15 protein-coding genes are annotated in these 15,678 nt (G+C 70.8%); 8 read left to right on the top strand and 7 right to left on the bottom strand.

What is annotated here, in order from left to right:
• Positions 1-2 precede the first annotated feature (2 nt).
• Positions 3-1,832, bottom strand: coding sequence for an ABC transporter ATP-binding protein/permease (locus AC1KAT_RS17495; RefSeq protein WP_480328252.1), 1,830 nt, complete (start codon positions 1,830-1,832; stop codon positions 3-5).
• A gap of 286 nt (positions 1,833-2,118) precedes the next feature.
• Between AC1KAT_RS17495 and AC1KAT_RS17490 the strand changes: the two genes are divergently transcribed.
• The 5 genes from AC1KAT_RS17490 to chrA all read left to right on the top strand — a co-directional run bounded on the left by AC1KAT_RS17490 (position 2,119) and on the right by chrA (position 6,027).
• The gene (locus AC1KAT_RS17490) at positions 2,119-2,760 is read left to right on the top strand and encodes a hypothetical protein (protein ID WP_480328251.1); all 642 of its coding nucleotides are present in this window, start codon (positions 2,119-2,121) and stop codon (positions 2,758-2,760) included.
• A gap of 253 nt (positions 2,761-3,013) precedes the next feature.
• The gene (locus AC1KAT_RS17485; protein ID WP_480328250.1) at positions 3,014-3,829 is read left to right on the top strand and encodes an HDOD domain-containing protein; all 816 of its coding nucleotides are present in this window, start codon (positions 3,014-3,016) and stop codon (positions 3,827-3,829) included.
• 47 nt (positions 3,830-3,876) lie between these two features.
• On the top strand, positions 3,877-4,344 hold the full coding sequence (gene soxY, locus AC1KAT_RS17480) for a thiosulfate oxidation carrier protein SoxY (protein ID WP_480328249.1): 468 nt from the start codon (positions 3,877-3,879) through the stop codon (positions 4,342-4,344).
• Positions 4,345-4,360: 16 nt separating this feature from the next.
• Positions 4,361-4,675, top strand: coding sequence for a thiosulfate oxidation carrier complex protein SoxZ (gene soxZ, locus AC1KAT_RS17475; protein WP_480328248.1), 315 nt, complete (start codon positions 4,361-4,363; stop codon positions 4,673-4,675).
• A 5-nt stretch (positions 4,676-4,680) separates the two neighbouring features.
• Positions 4,681-6,027 (top strand): chromate efflux transporter, encoded by a 1,347-nt coding sequence (gene chrA / locus AC1KAT_RS17470; protein ID WP_480328524.1) that lies wholly within the window; start codon positions 4,681-4,683, stop codon positions 6,025-6,027.
• Between the two features lie 17 nt (positions 6,028-6,044).
• On the opposite strand, the gene AC1KAT_RS17465 is transcribed toward chrA, so the two are convergent.
• The 3 genes from AC1KAT_RS17465 to AC1KAT_RS17455 all read right to left on the bottom strand — a co-directional run bounded on the left by AC1KAT_RS17465 (position 6,045) and on the right by AC1KAT_RS17455 (position 9,327).
• The gene (locus AC1KAT_RS17465; protein WP_480328247.1) at positions 6,045-6,491 is read right to left on the bottom strand and encodes a hypothetical protein; all 447 of its coding nucleotides are present in this window, start codon (positions 6,489-6,491) and stop codon (positions 6,045-6,047) included.
• A gap of 191 nt (positions 6,492-6,682) precedes the next feature.
• Positions 6,683-7,507: a hypothetical protein gene (locus AC1KAT_RS17460; protein ID WP_480328246.1), complete on the bottom strand. Its 825-nt coding sequence runs from the start codon at positions 7,505-7,507 to the stop codon at positions 6,683-6,685.
• Between the two features lie 86 nt (positions 7,508-7,593).
• Positions 7,594-9,327, bottom strand: coding sequence for a SulP family inorganic anion transporter (locus tag AC1KAT_RS17455; protein ID WP_480328245.1), 1,734 nt, complete (start codon positions 9,325-9,327; stop codon positions 7,594-7,596).
• 83 nt (positions 9,328-9,410) lie between these two features.
• Between AC1KAT_RS17455 and AC1KAT_RS17450 the strand changes: the two genes are divergently transcribed.
• Positions 9,411-10,406, top strand: a complete 996-nt coding sequence (locus AC1KAT_RS17450; RefSeq protein WP_480328244.1) for a glycosyltransferase family 2 protein — start codon at positions 9,411-9,413, stop codon at positions 10,404-10,406.
• Positions 10,387-11,895, top strand: a complete 1,509-nt coding sequence (locus tag AC1KAT_RS17445) for a glycosyltransferase family 39 protein (RefSeq protein WP_480328243.1) — start codon at positions 10,387-10,389, stop codon at positions 11,893-11,895. The genes AC1KAT_RS17450 and AC1KAT_RS17445 overlap by 20 nt, the downstream gene beginning before the upstream one ends.
• Here AC1KAT_RS17445 and AC1KAT_RS17440 read toward each other — a convergent pair.
• From AC1KAT_RS17440 to AC1KAT_RS17430, 3 genes are read right to left on the bottom strand one after another with little or no spacing between them, the layout of a single operon-like run.
• The gene (locus tag AC1KAT_RS17440; protein WP_480328242.1) at positions 11,870-12,277 is read right to left on the bottom strand and encodes a GtrA family protein; all 408 of its coding nucleotides are present in this window, start codon (positions 12,275-12,277) and stop codon (positions 11,870-11,872) included. The two genes, AC1KAT_RS17445 and AC1KAT_RS17440, sit on opposite strands and share 26 nt — an antisense overlap.
• A gap of 34 nt (positions 12,278-12,311) precedes the next feature.
• Positions 12,312-13,667, bottom strand: coding sequence for a DNA repair protein RadA (gene radA / locus AC1KAT_RS17435; RefSeq protein ID WP_480328241.1), 1,356 nt, complete (start codon positions 13,665-13,667; stop codon positions 12,312-12,314).
• On the bottom strand, positions 13,664-13,990 hold the full coding sequence (locus AC1KAT_RS17430) for a DUF2917 domain-containing protein (RefSeq protein ID WP_480328240.1): 327 nt from the start codon (positions 13,988-13,990) through the stop codon (positions 13,664-13,666). The genes radA and AC1KAT_RS17430 overlap by 4 nt, the downstream gene beginning before the upstream one ends.
• 180 nt (positions 13,991-14,170) lie before the next feature.
• Between AC1KAT_RS17430 and AC1KAT_RS17425 the strand changes: the two genes are divergently transcribed.
• Positions 14,171-15,616 (top strand): aminotransferase-like domain-containing protein, encoded by a 1,446-nt coding sequence (locus AC1KAT_RS17425; protein ID WP_480328239.1) that lies wholly within the window; start codon positions 14,171-14,173, stop codon positions 15,614-15,616.
• The last annotated feature ends 62 nt before the right edge of the window (positions 15,617-15,678 follow it).

Raw genomic sequence — 15,678 nt, 5'->3', positions numbered from 1 at the left:
CTTCAGTCGTCGAAGCGGTAGCCGGCGGCGGGCAGCACCTCCCACGCACCACCGCCGGACAGGTGCAGCACCTGGCTGTGGTGGCGCAACACGGCCGAGCGGTGCGCCACGCTGATCAGCGTCGTGCCGAGCGCTCGCACGCGTTCGTAGAGGGCGGCTTCGTTGGCACCGTCGAGTGCGCTGGTCGCTTCGTCGAGGATGGCGATGCGCGGCTTGCGCACCAGCACCCGGGCGAAGGCCAGGCGCTGCTGCTCACCGGTCGAGAGCAGCTTTTCCCAGTCCTGCACCGCGTCGAGGCCGCCCACGCGCTCGGCCAGGCCGGGCAGCTTCACGTCGTCGAGCACCTGGTGCAGCTCGGCGTCGCTCAGCGTCGTCTGCGTGCCCGGGTAAATGAGCTGACTGCGCAAGGTGCCGGCCTGCATGTAGGGCCGCTGCGGCAAAAAGAGCATCTCGTCGAGCGGCGGGTGCTGGATGACGCCGCTGCCCGTGCCCCACAGGCCGGCCACCGCGCGCAGCAGCGAACTCTTGCCGCAGCCGCTCACGCCGCAGATCAGGAGGCCTTCGCCGGGCTGCAGGGCCAGCGTCAGCTCGCGCACCAGCAGGCGTTCGCCCTGCGGCGTGTACAGCGTGACGGCGTCGAAGGCGAGCGGCTCGCCCTCGCGTCGCTCGATGCGCGGCAAGGGTTCGGCGGTCGGCGCGGTGGCCCTGCCCTTCGGCTTCGGCGGCTTGGTGCGCGCCGCCATGCCCGGCAGCACCAGCTTCGACAGCGCATGCAATCGGTCGATGCCGGCGACGAAGCGGCTGAGGCTTTCGAAGTTGTCGACGATCAGCGCGACCGCGCTCAGCACCGCGACGAAGGCGCCACCGGCCTGCACCGCGCGGCCGACCTCCAGGTCGCCCGACAGGACCCCTTCGGCCAGGATCACGCTCGGCACCACCAGCGTCAGCTGGCTGAACGCGCGCTGGTACAGGTTGAGCGCGAACTGCCGCTTGATGAGCCGCTTGTAGTTGTCGTAGACCTCGCCGAAATTGCGGTCGATGTGCGAGCGCTCCTGACGCTCGCCCCGGTAGAAGGCGATGGCCTCGGCGTTTTCGCGCAGGCGCATCAGCCCGAACCGGAAATCGGCCTCGCGGCGCAGCTGCCAGAAGTTCAGCCGGATCAGCGGCGTGCCGAACACCCACAACGCCACCACCGTGCCGAAGAAGGCATACACCGCCAGAAAGGCCACCAGCGGCTTCGAGATCGACCACAGCACGGCGCTGAAGGCCACGAGCTGCATCGCCGCGCCCAGGAAGATCAGCAAGAAGTGGATCGAGCGGCCGGTGAAGCTGTTGATGTCTTCGCTGATGCGCTGGTCGGGGTTGTCGATCTCGGGGTTGCCGGTCAGCTCGTAGTACTTGCGCGCTTCGAGGTAGCCGTCGAGGAAGCGCCCGGTCAGCCAGCGTCGCCAATGGTTGCCGAAGGCGTCGCGCATGAAGTAATAAAACGCGTAGATCGGCACGGCGAACACGATCACCAGCAGGCAGGCGCGCACCGCGGCCCAGAAGCGGTCGTCGTCTTGCGCGGCGAGCGCCGACATCATTTCGCCGCTGCGGTCGTTGAGCAGCACGGCCAGTTGCGTCTCGGCCAGCATCAGCACGATCAGCGCGGCCATCAGCGCCCAGGCCGCGCGGCGCTGGTCGCCGATCCAATACGGCTTGGCCACCGCGTAGAACTGCCGCCACGCGGCCATCGACAGCGTCGGGATGCGCGGGCGCCGCTTGAGCAGGGGAACACGCACGGGGTCGCCCGGGATGGCGGGGCGGGCGCTGGGCAGGGTCGGTGGCGGCACGGGTCGGTGGAGAGCGAAGCTGCGGGTCACGGTAGCCGCCCGACGCGCCGCAGGCTGTCAGAGGCCGCCGGTGGCGCGTGTCCGCGATCAGCGCGTCACCGAAGGGCCGCATCGTATGACGCGCGACTTGCGCACAGCGTCACACCACGGCCGCGCACGTGACGGATCGCAAAAAAGCACGGCCGTCATCGGCCATTTGTCTCATTGCGGATGCGGGGGCGATTCCTAGAATGATTTTTCGGCCGCCCGAGGGGCGCGCTCACTTCACCTCAAAAGGACAACCCCCATGAAGAACCTCTGGACGGCGCTGGCCCTGTGCGGCGTTTGCATCGGCAGCGCGCACGCGGGCGAGGTCTACACCGGCATCGGCACGCACGGCGTGATGCTCGGGTACGCCCAGCCGATCTCGGACTCGGTCACGGTGCGTGGCGACTTCGCCGGCCTGGGCAGCAAGACCGCCCGCGAGCAAGAAGAAGGCATCACCTACGACGCCCGCGCCAAGTACAACCGCACCGGGCTGTTCGCCGACTGGTTCTTCACCGAAGGCTGGCGCGTCACCGGCGGCGTGACCTTCAACCAGGTCGAGATCGACCTCGTGGCCGACGGCGCCGGCCAGACCATCAACATCGGCGGCACCAACTACGTGCTGGCCGCCGGCGACCGCTTCAATGTGCGGATCGAGTACCCGAAGACCACGCCCTTCATCGGCATCGGCTACGGCCACCAGCCCAAGGGCGAGGGTTTCGGCTTCCACTTCGACCTGGGCGCCAGCATCGGCAAGGCCAAGGTCACCGCCACGGCCACCGGCCCGACCCTGAGCAACGCCAGCCAGGCTGACATCGACCGCGAAACGGCCGAGCTGCGCGATGGCGTCGGCAAGATCAAGGCGATCCCGCAGCTGAGCTTCGGCGTCAACTACCGCTTCTGACGCCCTCGGCCGCGCGCCCGCAACGCCCCGCTTCGGCGGGGCGTTGGCCTTTTCGGGTGGGCGATGGCCGGCACCGGCCGACGCCGGCACCGGCCGACGTTTGGCGTGCGGGCGTAAGCAACTGAAAAGCCCGGGTTTCCCGCGTTGTTCTTCACACCACGGGCCCGCCCAGGTGACTACGATGGGTCACGCTCAAAAGGTGTCGAAGACCGCGCACCTCCTGTTTGTCCTGCGACCTGACCCGCCCATCGCCATGCCTGTCGATCCGAAGCTGCGCTCCCTGAACATCGACGTCCCGGCCCAGCCCGAGTCGCTGGTGAAGCTGTCGCTGCTGCTCGCCGAGGACGAGGTCAACATGCAGCACCTCGCGCACCTGATCGAGACCGACATGGCGCTGGCCGCTGCGGTGCTGAAGGCGGTCAACTCGTCGCTCTACGGCCTGAAGGGACGCGTGCAAAGCGTGCAGCAGGCCGTCACCTACCTCGGCACGCGCGAGATCGCGGCCGTCACCTTCGAGATGGGCCTGCGCGCGGTCTTCCCGCCCGCGCCCGAGCTCGAACCCATGTGGCAGCGCGCCAGCGTGCGTGGTCTGCTGATGGGCCGCATCGGCCAGGCCCTGAGCGTGGACCCCTGGGGCGCGCATTCGGCCGGGCTGTTCGAAGAATGCGGCAAGGCCGTGCTCTTCAAGCACGCCCCCGAGGTCTACAAGCCCCTGATCGCCTCGGTGACCAACGACGTCGAGCTGGTCGAACGCGAATACGAAGCCTTCGGCGTCAGCCACGACGCACTGGGCGCCGCCCTGTGCGAAAGCTGGGGCCTGGGGCCGGCGGCGGTCGCCAGCGTGCGCCACCACGTGCGCGTGAACGCGCTGCGTGAACTGCCTGCGCAGGCCCCGCGCCGCGCGATCTGCGCGCTGTCGGCGCTGGCCAACGCGTTGATGAACGACCCCGACAGCCTCGAAGCCGTCGCCCAGGCCGTTGCTCCGCAGGCCATGCTCGACCAGACGCTGGTGCTGCGCGGCGCCCGCAAGGTGCAAGAGCAGATCGAGAACGCCCAGGCCGACGACTGACCCCCCGGCGGCGGCACAATCCGGCGGTCTTCCTGCCGGAGCCCCGCATGCCCCGCCGCCGCGAGTTTCTGAACCACAGTGCCACCGTCGCCGCCTTGCTGGCCGGCATCGGTGCGCTGCCCGTGCCGGCTGCGGCACAAGCCCCGGTGCCGCGCGCCGCGTTCGACGCCGACACGCTGGCCCAGGCCTACCAGGCGCTCGGCAGCGCCCGCCCCACCCCCAGCGCCGACGTGCGCCTGCAGGCCCCCGACATCGCCGAGAACGGCTCGCAGGTGCAGATGTCGCTGAGCAGCACGCTGCCCGGCGTGCGGCGCATGGCGCTGCTGATCGAGAAGAACCCCAACGTGCTGATCGCGCTGTACGAACTGAGCGACGCGGTCGAGGCGAGCTTCAGCCTGCGCGTGAAGATGGCGCAAAGCTCGAACGTCTACGCCGTCGCGTGGCTGGCCGATGGCCGCATCGTCTTCGCACAGAAAGACGTGCGGGTCACGCTCACCGGCTGTGGCAACGCCTAAGGAAGGTCGACCCTCCATGACCGAACCCACCCGAATCCGCGCCCAGGCCCAGGCCAACGGCAGCGCCATCGTGCGTGCGCTGCTGGCGCACGAGATGGAATCCGGCCAGCGCAAGGACGAGGCCGGCAAGCCGGTGCCCGCCTGGCACATCACCGAAGTGAAGGTCACGCTGAACGGCCGGCCGGTGCTCACCGTGCATTGCGGCACCGGCGTGTCGAAGAACCCCTTCCTGCAGTTCACGCTCAAGGCCGCCAAGGCCGGCGACAAGCTCGGTCTCGGCTGGGTGGACACCCGAGGCGAACGCCGCGTCGATGAAGCGGTGATCGCTTGAACGCGGTGCCGGCGGCGGCCCCCTCCGCCGCGCCACCCACCCCCACCCTCGGCGAGGCGCTGCGCTTCTGGTTCAAGCTCGGCTGCATCAGCTTCGGTGGCCCGGCCGGGCAGATCGCGCTGATGCACGAAGAGCTGGTCGAGCGCCGGCGCTGGATCTCCGAGCGGCGCTACCTGCACGCGCTCAACTACTGCATGGTGCTGCCCGGCCCCGAGGCCCAGCAGCTCGCCACCTACATCGGCTGGCTGCTGCACGGCGTGCGCGGCGGCATTGCCGCCGGGGCCTTGTTCGTGCTGCCCTCGCTCGCGCTGCTCGTCGTGCTGTCGTGGCTGTACATGGCGCATGGGCAGACGCCCGCCGTCGCCGCGGTGCTGTGGGGCATCAAGCCGGCCGTCACCGCGCTGGTCATCGCCGCCGCCTGGCGCATCGGCAAACGCACGCTCAAGCACCCGCTGCTGTGGGGCATCGCCGCGCTGGCCTTCGTGGGCCTGCAGGTGCTGGGGCTGCCGTTTCCGGCCGTGGTGCTGGGCGCGGGCCTGCTGGGGGTGATCGCCCAGCGCGTCGTGCCGCAGGCCTTTCAGGGCGTGGGCGGCCATGGCGGCGCCAAGGGCACGCAGCGCCCGGCGGTGATCGACGACCACAGCCCGACGCCGGCCCACGCGCGCTTCACGCGCATGCGCTTGGCGCGTGTGCTCGCGGTCGGCCTGCTGCTGTGGGCCGGCGCGATGGGCGCACTGGTCGCCAGCGTGGGCTGGCAGGGCACGCTGGCGCAGATGGGCTGGTTCTTCACCAAGGCTGCGCTGCTGACCTTCGGCGGCGCCTACGCGGTGCTGCCCTACGTGGCGCAAAGCGCGGTCGAGCACTTTGGCTGGCTGAGCGCGCCGCAGATGATCGACGGCCTTGCGCTTGGCGAAACCACCCCCGGCCCGCTGATCATGGTGGTCGCCTTCGTGGCCTTCGTCGGCGGCTGGACGCAACAGGTGCTGGGCCCCGACCAGCTGCTGGCCGGCGCCGCGCTCGCGGCCGGCGTGGTCACCTTTTTCACCTTCCTGCCCTCGTTCGTGTTCATCCTCGCCGGCGGGCCGGTGGTCGAATCCACCCACGGCCAGGTGCGGCTGCAAGCCCCGCTGACCGCCATCACGGCGGCCGTGGTCGGCGTGATCCTGAGCCTGGCGATCTTCTTCGCCGAACACGTGCTGTGGCCGCAAGGCTTCACCGGCGCCTTCGACTGGGCCTCGGCGCTGCTGGGTGTGGCGGCGGGCGTCGCGCTGATGCGCTTCAACGCGAACGTGATCGGGGTGATCGGCGCGTGCGCGGCGGTGGGGCTGTTGCGGGGTTGGTTGCTCGGCTGAACTGGCCTGCGCGCGTGTCAGGGGTCGTCGTAGCAGCTCTCGCTGTAGGCCCGGCCCCCGCTGACGCTGGCGATGCGGCCCGCTTTCACCCGGAACGACAGGTTCAACTGATGGTCCACGGAGAAGCGGCCTTTCTCCCAGAGCACATACCGCCCGTCGGGCAGTGGGGTCGGTCGGAGGCGCTGGAGCCGGCGCGCGCCGTCACCCACCTGGAGGCCGCGTGTATTGGGCACGAGCGGGTCGCGCGTTTGCACCATCATGAACTTCGCGCGAGCCAGCCGCTGCCCCGACTCGGCCGAAGCGAGCAGGGTCACGCCGGGCAGTTGCTTGAAGCGCAGCCGAAAGCAACGGCTCTCGGGCTGGTTGTTGTCTTCGATCACGATGGGCCGCCAACCCGTTTGCCGCAGCAGGTCGCGCACCCGCGCGTCGATCTTCACAGGCCCGTAGCCACGGGGTGACAGCACAGGGCGCGCGGCAGCTTCGCTTTGGCCCCACGAGGGCACCGCCGCCAGGGCAAGCAGCGCGGCGGCAGCCGCGGGCAGCACCCGGCGGAGTGGGTGCAGAACAGGCACGGTCCCATGGGCGTGCGTCGGTGCAAAAGAGGCCATGCGCGTGATCAGGGGTGGATGCGCCGGTGTGCCCGAGCCTCGGGCGCTCAGGGTGTCGTGGCGCTGGCGAGCTCTTCGTCGCGGCCGATGATGTTCAACTCGATCAGCGGCACGGCCGGTTCGTCAAAGCGGCGTTTGATGCCGGCCCACCAACCGCTGTCGCGCGCCCGGTCGTAGCAGGCCGGTGCGCTTTGCAGGGCATCGCCGATTTCCTTGGCGTCATCACCGTGCGTGACCACCGTGCGCCAGCCGGGGCGCAGGTGTTGTTCGCTCAGCGCCAGCAGCGCGGTGCTGTGCGCGTCGGCGCCGTCTGCATCGAGCCAGATGCCCAGCATGGCCTTCGCGCCACGCGTCGATATCGACGCCACGTGCAGGCGCCGGACATCGGGCTGCTGGCGTGCGTACTGGTAGGCCTGCGAGGCGAAGCCCCGCACGGCGCTGGCAAATGCCAGCACCTCCTCTTCGGTCATCGGAATGCCGGCGCTGCCCCAGGTTCGCAGGTCGCGCAGCCGCAGCAGCCCTTCATGCGACAGCGCGAGCTCTTGCTCACCGTCGATGAGCCAGACATCGAACCGCTGCTTTTCGGCGAGCGCGAAGAGGTGGTGCAACTCGCCTTCGAATGAGGGCTCCGACTCACCCGGATCGGCCAGGAACACGGCGAGCTTCAGGCGCCCATCGTCGCCCTGCTTCATGCTCAGTTGCAGCGCCACCTGGTTGCCACCGGGCTGCGGCTCGCGGGTGCCGGCGATCCAGATCGGCAGGCCGAGCAACTCATTGAGAAAGCGCTGGCGAAGGGCCTCGAAGGCTTGCGCGTCGGAGGCGTCGTGGTCGAGCAGCGACACCAGCAGGTCGAGGGTGGGTGATGCGTTCATGGGGCTCCCTGGGTGGATCTTGGAATGGTCGGCACGCCCCTCGGGGCGTGGCCCCGCACTGTAGGGCGCTCGTCCCGGTGGATCGATCACGCACAGGGGGGAGTGCCCGGATCGCGGCCCACGTCCATCACGCCCTGGTGATGGCTGACGAACAGCCGCCCGGTGAACCAGCGGGTCCAGTCGCTGGCCTTGAGTGCATCGAGCACCGGGCCCTTGACCTCGGACACGTCGAGCCGGATGCCCCGCTCGGCCAGCCCTTGCTGCAGGCCGCGCAGCGCTTCGAGGCCGCTGAAGTCGATGTGGTTGACGGCGGACATCTGCAGCAGCACGCGGCGGGTGTCGGGGCGCGTGAGCAGGTAGTCGGTCACCACGCCGGCGAGCTGGCGGGCGTTGGTGAAGAGCAGGCTTTCGTCGATGCGGATGCCGACCACGCCGGGGTGTTGTTCGGTCTGGTAGCGCGTGACGTTGCGGTAGTGCTCGGTGCCGGGCAGGCGCCCGACCACCACGGCGTGCGGGCGCGAGGTGCGCTGCAGCATCAGCGCGATCGACGCGGCCACGCCGAGCGCCAGCGCCCAGTGCGCGCCTTCGACGAAGGTCAGCAGCGCCACCACGCCCATCACCACGGCTTCGGGCTTCGAGTAGCGCCAGGCTTCGGCGAAGGCGCGCCACTCGACCATGGTCATCACCGCGACCACGATGGTCGCGGCCAGCACGGCGCGCGGCAGCCAGGCCAGGGGCACGGCCAGCAGCAGCATGGCCAGCGCGACGAAGAGCGCGGCCCAGGCCCCGGCCGCGCGCGTGCGGGCCCCGGCTTCGGCGTTGACCGCGCTGCGCGAGAAGCTGCCGCCCACCGGCATGCCGCCGTTGACGCCGGCCACCAGGTTGGCGGCGGCCAGCCCGGCCAGCTCGCGCCGGCCGTCGATGGGCTCGCCGCGCTGCAAGGCCAGCGACTCGGCCACGGCCAGGTGGCTGACGAAGGTGACCAGCGCCAGCAAGGCCGCGCTGGGCAGCAGGCGCATCCACAGGGCCGCGTCGAGCGGGGGCGGCGTGAAGACGAGCGCCAGCGCAGGCAGCTCGCCGACCAGGGCGACGCCACGGGTGTCGGCCGCCAGCGCGAGCGCGCCGACGATGGCCAGCCCGATCACCACGAGCGGCATGCAGCGCGACGCGAGCAGCGCGCGGTCGGACGACAGCCAGCGCGCGAGCCACCCGCGCGCGTATCGGCGTGCGAGCCACAGGGCCGCGAAGGCCGCGAGACCGAACGCGGCGGTGGCCGCGTGGCCCCAGTGGCCGCTGCGCCACCAGCTCAGCACGACCTCGGGCGCGTTCGAGCCACGCGCCGGGCTGCCCAGCAGCGCGGGCAGCTGCGACAGGCCGATGGCGAAGGCCGAGCCGGTCGAAAAGCCCTGCAGCACCGGCGTGCTCAGCAGCGAGGCCAGGGCGTCGAGCTTGAACAGCGCCGCCACGCCCAGCATCAGCCCGACTTCGAGCGACAGCACCAGCGCCGCGCCCATTGGCGTCGCGCCGGGCAGGGTGGACGCCGCCGCGATGCCCTGCGCGGTCATCAGCGCCAGCAGCGCCGCCGGGCCCACGGCCACCGCGCTGCTGGAACCCAGCGCCGCGTAGGCCACCGCCGGCAGCAGGCTCGCGAAGATGCCCACCTGCGGTGGCAGCCCGGCGAGCAGCGCGTAAGCCAGGCCTTGGGGGATGAGCAGCACCGCGACGATGAACGCGGCCACGAGGTCGTCGCGCAGGGCCAGCTCGCGGTAGCGCCGCAGCGAAGAGCTCAGGCCGGGGCGACCGGCATCGACAGGGTTCATGGCGTGGGCGACAAGGGCAAGGGGCGCCGCGCGGCAGGCGCGACAGCAGCCTCGGGGCATTGTGATGGGCCAGAATCCGGCCCGTGCAAACTTCGAGCCCGCGCGTGCCGTCCACCGAGTCCTTGCCCTTGTTGTCGCTCGTGGTGCCCGTGTTCAACGAGGCCGACGGCGTGTGGGTGTTCTACGAGCGCGTGCGTGGCGTGCTCGAAGGCCTACCAGCCCTGCGCTTCGAACTCGTGTTCGTGGACGACGGCAGCAGCGACGACACCCTGGCCCGCCTGCGCGAGATGGTCACGCACGACGCCCGTGTGCGCGTGGTGGTGCTGTCGCGCAACTTCGGCAAAGAGGCCGCGCTGTCGGCCGGCCTCGACCAGGCGCGCGGCGACGCGGTGATCCCGATGGACGTGGACCTGCAAGACCCGCCCGAGCTGATCGTCGAGATGGTCGCCAAGTGGCGCGAGGGCTTCCCGGTGGTGCTGGCGCGGCGCAGCGACCGCAGCAGCGACGGGCTGATGAAGCGCACGTCCGCCGGCTGGTTCTACCGCGTGCACAACCGGCTCACCGCCGACGTGAAGCTGCCCGACAACGTGGGCGACTTTCGCCTGATGGACCGGCGCGTGGTCGAGGTGATCCGCAACCTGCCCGAGAGCCGGCGTTTCATGAAGGGCCTGTTCGCCTGGGCCGGCTTCAGGAGCGCGACCGTCGAATACGTGCGGCCGCAGCGCGAGCTGGGCACGAGCCGCTTCACGCCCTGGAAGCTGTGGAACCTGGCGCTCGAAGGCATCACGAGCTTCAGCACCGCGCCGCTGCGCATCTGGACCTACCTCGGCACGGCCATCGCGTCGCTGGCGCTGATCTACGCCTGCGTGATCGTCGCGCGCGTGCTCATCGTCGGGGTGGACACGCCGGGCTACGCCTCGCTGATCACCGCGGTGCTCTTCCTCGGCGGCTTGCAGCTGATCGGCCTGGGCGTACTGGGCGAGTACATCGGGCGCGCCTACATCGAGTCGAAGCGCCGGCCGCTGTTCGTGATCGACGAAGTGGTCCAGGCCGCGCGCGATGACGTCCCGCGCGGCTGAGCGGCTGCCGCCGGTCGCGCTGCTGCTGGCGCTGCACGCGCTGGTGTGGACGCTGGCCGCCTGGCTGGCGCGCGGCAACCTCGACGTGCCCGGCGACATGGTCGAGAACTACGTCTGGGGCATCGAGTGGCAGGCGGGCTATGCCAAGCACCCGCCGCTGTTCGCCTGGGTGACGGCGGCGTGGTTCAGCGTCTTGCCGCGCGTGGACCTCGCCTACTTCGCGCTCGCGGCCGTCAATGCGGCGGCCGGGCTTGCCGGCGTGGCGATGCTCGCGCGCCGTGTGTTGCTACGCGACGAGGCCACCGTGGCCACGCTGGTGCTGGCCGTGTCGCCGCTCTACACGGCGCTGGCGATCAAGTTCAACGCCAACGCGGTGCTGCTGTCCACCTGGGCCTGGGCCGCGTACGGCTACGTGGCGCTGATGCAGGGCGGACGGCTGCGCCACGCGGTGGTCTGCGGCGTGTTCACCGCGCTGGCGGTGCTGGGCAAGTACTTCACGGTGGTGCTGGTCGTGGCCTTCGCGCTCAGCACGCTGGCGCGCCCGGCCTGGCGCGCGCGGCTGCGCGGCCCGGGGCCCTGGCTCGCCATCGCGGTCGGCGCGCTGGTGTTGGCGCCGCATGCGCTGTGGCAGCTGCAGAACGGCTTCGCGACCTTCGGCTACGCGGCCGAGCGCGGCAGCGGCAGCCTGGGGGCGGCGCTGCTGCGCTTTGCCAAGTACAGCGTCGCGCAGGCGCTCTACCTGCTGCCCAGCCTCGCGCTGCTGGCGCTGCTGGCCACCCGCGGCCAGCGTCTCGCGGCGGCCCGCGCCGCGCTCGCAAGCATCGGCCGGCCCGGGCGACAGGCCGACCTGTGGTGGCTGGCCTTCGCGCCGCTGCTCGCGGCGGCGCTCATCGCGGCGCTCGGCCGCACCGAGATGGCCTCGGTGTGGGGCATGGCGCAGTGGTACGCGGTGACGGTGCTGTGGCTGGCGGCCGTGCGCGCCCAGGGCATCGCTTTCGAGCCGCGCCGCACGCTGTGGGTGCTGGCGGTGTACTGGGGGCTGGTGCTGGTGCTGTCGGCCGGGGCGGGTTGGCAAGACGCGCGCAAGGCCCGGCCGCTGGGCGCCGAGCCGCGCGCCGAGCTGGCCGCCACCGCGCGGGCCGTGTGGCGCGCGCACACGGGCCAGCCGCTGCGCATCGTCGCTGGCAGCCACGCCGAGTCGGCCTCGGTCGCGTTCTATGGCGACGACGCGGTGCACTGGTGGCACCCCGGCCTGCCGAAGCTCACGCCGTGGATCACGCCCGAGCGCCTGGCGAGCGAGGGCGCCCTGATCGTCTGCCGCGACGACGACGCCGCTTGCCAGGTGCTGGCCGCGCAGGTCGCGCCCGACGCGGCGCTGACCGTCAGCCCGCACAAACGCGCCTGGGGCCGCGAGCTGCCGCCCGTGACCTACCGGCTCTACCTGCGCCGGCCGGCCGCCGCGCTCACTGGAAAGTCCACACCCGGTTGAGCTGGTAGGTGACCGCCATCACCAGCGCGGTGGCGATCACCTGGGCGACGAGGTAGTGCGCCCCGAGCGCGACGCCCGCGCCGACGATGCCCATGTTGAGCAGCGCCCCGACCGCCGCGATGAGCTGGAAGCGCATCCACGACGCGCCCAGCGAGCCCGCGTGGCGAAACGTGAACCAGCGGTTGCCGAGGTAGGCGACCTGCGCGCCGAGCACCGCGCCCAGCCCCGAGGCCGGCGCCGCCGGCAGCCAGCCCGACTCGACACACAGCGCCAGAAGCGCGTAGTGCGCCGCGGTGCTGACCGCGCCGACCAGGGCGTAGCGCCACAGGCCGCCGCGCCAGGACGAGGCCGTCGCAGTCGAGGGCGAAGGCGAAGGAGTCATTGGCCGAAGGTCGGGTCCAACGGGTGCCGCCGCGTCACAGACCACGCGCCAGGTCGATCGCCTGCTCGATGCGCTCGACCGCGTGGATCGTCAGGCCCTCGGGGGCCTTCTTCGGCGCGTTGGCCTTGGGCACGATGGCGACGCTGAAGCCCAGCTTGGCGGCTTCTTTCAGGCGCTCTTGCCCGCGCGGTGCGGGGCGCACCTCGCCGGCCAGGCCGACCTCGCCGAAGGCGATGAAGCCGCGTGGCAGCGGCTTGCCGCGCAGGCTGCTCTGGATGGCCAGCATCACCGCCAGGTCGCCCGCCGGCTCGCCGATGCGCACACCGCCGACGGCGTTGACGAACACGTCCTGGTCGAAGCACGCGATGCCCGCATGGCGGTGCAGCACCGCCAGCATCATCGCCAGCCGGTCGCGGTCCAGGCCCACGCTCAGGCGGCGCGGGCTCGGGCCGCCGCTGTCCACCAGGGCCTGTATTTCGACCAGCAGCGGCCGTGTGCCTTCGAGCGTGACCAGCACGCACGAGCCGGCGACCGGGTCGCCGTGCGTCGAGAGAAAGATCGCGCTCGGGTTGGCGACGCCCTTGAGCCCTTTTTCGGTCATCGCGAACACGCCGATCTCGTTGACCGCGCCGAAGCGGTTCTTGATCGCGCGCACCAGGCGGAAGCTGCTGTGCGTGTCGCCTTCGAAGTACAGCACCGTGTCCACGATGTGTTCGAGCACGCGCGGGCCGGCCAGCGCGCCTTCTTTGGTCACGTGGCCGACCAGCACGATGGTCGTGCCGCTGCTCTTGGCGATGCGCGTGAGCTGCGCCGCGCACTCGCGCACCTGCGCCACCGAGCCGGGCGCCGAGGCGAGCTGGTCCGAATAGACGGTCTGGATCGAGTCGATCACGCACACCGCCGGCTGCTCGGCCTCGATGGTCGCGGCGATTTTTTCCAGCTGGATCTCGGCCACCACGCGCACCTGCGAGCGTTCGAGCCCGAGCCGGCGCGAGCGCAGCGCGACCTGCGCGCCCGACTCTTCGCCGGTGACATACAGCGCCGGCATGCGCTGCGAAAGTGCGTCGAGCGCCTGCAGCAGCAGCGTCGATTTGCCGATGCCCGGGTCGCCGCCGATCAGCACCACGCCGCCGGCCACGATGCCGCCGCCCAGCACCCGGTCGAGTTCGTCGATGCCGGTCGGCTGGCGGTCCACATCGGTCGCTTCGATCTCAGAGAGCGTCGCCACCGGCTGCGCGCCGGCCAGCGACTGGAAGCGGTTCTTGCCGGGCGCTTCGGCGATCGACTCGACCAGCGTGTTCCAGGCACCGCAGTGCGGGCACTTGCCCAGCCATTTGGGGTTCGTGCCGCCGCACTCGCTGCACGTGTAGAGGGATTTGGTTTTGCTCACCCGGCGATTGTGGCGGCCGCGTGGCGCGGCCTCGGCAGGAGCCGCCGCAGCCGTCGCGCCAGGCGCCCCAGCGCGGTGTGCCACCCCGGCTGCGCCTCGAAGCGCAGCACCAGCTCGCCGCGCTCGGCGCTGATCACCGCGCCGTCGCCGCGTGCCAGCGCCATCGACTGGCCGGCGTGCAGCACGTGGTCGTCGAAGTCGCCGCTGCGGGTGATCCAGGCCAAGCCGGCGACCACTTTCACGTTCGCGCCCGACTGGCTCGGCCAGGCGATGACTTCGCCGCGGGTGAGTTGCAGGGTGACGGGGGACGAGAAGCGGAACATCGGGGGCCTCCGGAAAAGGTCGTTCGAGGCCCCACAGTGTTCTCGCGAGGCGCCGCGCCCGCCACATGCAGCACCGGCCAGACTGTCACCGCACAGATCGGGGTGCCGCCATCTGTGTTGGTCCGGACGGACGGGTTCTGTATCTGTCATGGGGCTTGGAGCCTCGCCACAATCGACCGGATGAACACGCCCGCCGAGCTTGGACACCCGCTCTACCACCGCGTTGCGGGTGAACTCGCCCAGGCCATCCAGGGTGGCAGCCTGCGCACCGGCGACCGGCTGCCCTCGGTGCGCCAGCTGTGCCAGCAACACGGGGTGAGCGCGTCCACCGTGACGCTCGCCTACCGCTGGCTCGAGAACCAGTCGCTAGTCGAGGCGCGGCCCAAGTCGGGCTACTTTGTCGCGCGGCGCCACGAGCCGCTGCCCGAGCCCGAGATCGACACGCGCATGAGCGCCCCCGGCTTCGTCACGCCCGACGACCTGACGCGCGAGTTTCTCTTCGGCGCCGACGACCCCGAGGCCGCGCCCTCGTTCTGCCCGATGCCCGCGCGCGAGCTGCTGCCCGAGGCCAAGCTGCGCCACCTGATGGCGCGCATCAACCGCCTGCACCCCGAGTACGCGTCGCGCTACCTCGTCACCGGCAGCCCGGCCCTGAAGCAAGAGATTGCGCGCCGCACGGTCAGCGCAGGCGTGCGGTTGCGGCCCGAAGAGATCATCCTCACGCACGGTGGCACCGAGGCCATCTTCCTGGCGCTGCGCTCGGTGGCGCAGGCGGGCGACACCATCGCGGTCGAGTCGCCCTGCTACTGGATGCTGCTGGAGATCATCCGCAGCCTGGGCATGCGCTCGATCGAGATCCCGACGCACCCGCGCGAGGGCATCTCGGTCGAGGCGCTCGACTTCGCCACCCAGCAGCGCGGCACCGTCAAGGCTTGCGTGGTGCTGGCGAACTTCCACAACCCGCTGGGCAGCCTGATGCCGGTGGAAAGCAAGAAGCGTCTGGTCAAGCTGTCGGCCCAACGCGGCTTCTCGCTGATCGAGACCGACATCTACGGCGAGACCTACTTCGGCGACGAGCGCCCGCCGGTGCTCAAGAGCTTCGACACGCACGACGACGTGATCCTGTGCTCGGCCTTCACCAAGACCGTGGCGCCCGGCTACCGCGTCGGCTGGATGGCCCCGGGCCGTCACTTCAAGGCGGCGCAGTCGCACAAGTTTCACACCTCGATCACCGGCTCGATGCTGCAGCAGGAGGTGATCGCCGAGTTCATCCGCGACGGTGGCTACGACCACCACATGCGCAAGTTGCGCGCGGCGCTCAAGCTGCAGTGCCAGCAGCTGTCGGATGCGGTGACGCGGCACTTCCCGGCCGGCTGCAAGCTCAACCGGCCGCAGGGCGGCTTCATGCTGTGGATCGAGATGCCGCCGCAGGTGGACTCGCGCAAGGTGTTCGAGCAGGCGCGGCGCGAGCACATCGGCTGCGCCCCGGGTGCCACCTTCAGCTGCAGCCACCGCTTCGACCACTTTTTGCGCATGCACTACGGCGACCCGTGGTCGCCCAGGCTCGAAGCGAGCGTCAAGCGCCTGGGTGAGATCGTCGCCGAGCAGGCGCGGCGCGGCGGCTGAGCCGGCACCTCGCCCACCGCACCCACGGCCGGGGCCGTATCGTGGGCGGCTCAGAACACTTC

The organism is Piscinibacter sp. PDB5-1 (assembly GCF_056676035.1).
Note: the sequence above shows the minus strand (reverse complement) of the source record. Positions and strands in the feature narration are given on the sequence as shown.